The organism is Streptomyces hirsutus, from assembly GCF_001418415.1.
In the GTDB taxonomy this organism is placed as follows: domain Bacteria; phylum Actinomycetota; class Actinomycetes; order Streptomycetales; family Streptomycetaceae; genus Streptomyces; species Streptomyces hirsutus.
In genome coordinates this window covers 1-1,205 of the sequence record NZ_LIQT01000730.1, presented here as the reverse complement: position 1 = coordinate 1,205, position 1,205 = coordinate 1, and the positions used below count along the sequence as shown (strand labels likewise).

General features: G+C 71.0%; 1 protein-coding gene. It reads right to left on the bottom strand.

All coding sequences use genetic code 11. The features are described from left to right. Positions 1 to 359, bottom strand: a 359-nt coding sequence (locus tag AOK11_RS37995; protein ID WP_240497647.1) for a DNA glycosylase AlkZ-like family protein, incomplete at its 3' end; no start/stop codon positions are given. Positions 360 to 1,205 lie beyond the last annotated feature (846 nt).

Genomic DNA, 1,205 nt, shown 5'->3' with positions numbered 1-1,205 from the left:
TGCTCCTCGGTGAGCCGGGCGCCGGGCGCGAAAGCGCTCGGTCCCGTCGGTACCGCGCTCAGTGCGGCGCACCACAGGGGCAGTTCGTGGGTGGGGAGGAGATGGACCGTCCCGCGGGGGCCGAACGTCTTCACCAGGGAGTGGTCCTCCCACAGCGCGGCCCGTACGTCCGCCCGTGTCGCGCCGGACCTGCGCAACCCCACCGACACCTCGGCCGCCGACAGGACCTGGGCGTGCGCGCCGAGCATCGTGGACACCACCTCGGCGACCGGCGTGCTCCCCGGCGCCGGGGAGGCCAGGAACTGCCGCTCGAACCGCCGCGCACTCGCCTCCGCCCAGGTGATGGTCGTCTCGGTCACTGTCTCTGCCCCCGACCCTGCCGACGTTGCCGACCCTGCCCCTGCTCCCCCGCCGGTGCCTGTGCCTGCCCCTGTGCCCGTACCCGTGCCTGTTCTCGGCCTCGTCATGTCTTCGACGGTAGAGGCGATTGAGGACAGGTTCCGTCCGCAATGGGTGACCCGGCCCGCGCTTCGGGGCCATTCCTGGGCGTGGCTCGCTTTTCAGTCACCTGTCGGGCTCTGTTCAAGCCATGATCATTCGCCCGAGCGAAGCTGCGCGGACGGCATCGTGCAGTGGAGGGGACTGCGCGATGTCCGAGGTGTCGTGCCGTCGCCCGGCTCCGACTCGTCGGTGGGTCAAGTGGGCGTTCCTCACGGGATCACCCGTCGGAGGGACGGCCGAAAGGGTGGTCATGGCGGGGTTCTGTCGAGGGTGCACCGATCGCCGCGGTCGAGATGGCCCGCTATTGCCGGTTTCTTCCGGGGGAAACTGTTGTATTTCGGCCACAGGGGCGCCCGGAATGTGTGCTTCCGTGGCCGTCGGGGCGTTGCCGGACGATTCCGGAGAGTAGTTGTGGCACGCCGATGTACGCAGCATCACTCACAAAGGGTTATGGTGGAGCTCCCCCCCTCGGGCCGGTCCGTATCCCCCCCACGGACCGGCCCGTTTTTCTTTGCCTGCGCCCGGCGGTCCGGCCGCGGCTCCCGGTCCCGGCCTCAGGTGGCCGTCGGGCGGGTCGGATCCCGGCCCGGCGTTGGAGCCGCCCCTGCCTCCATCCGGGGTGATCCCCGCCTCCATCCGGGTGGGCCCGCGGGCAGACGCACGGGCAGGCCTCCGTGCGGGAGCCCGCACGGAGGCCTGCCCGT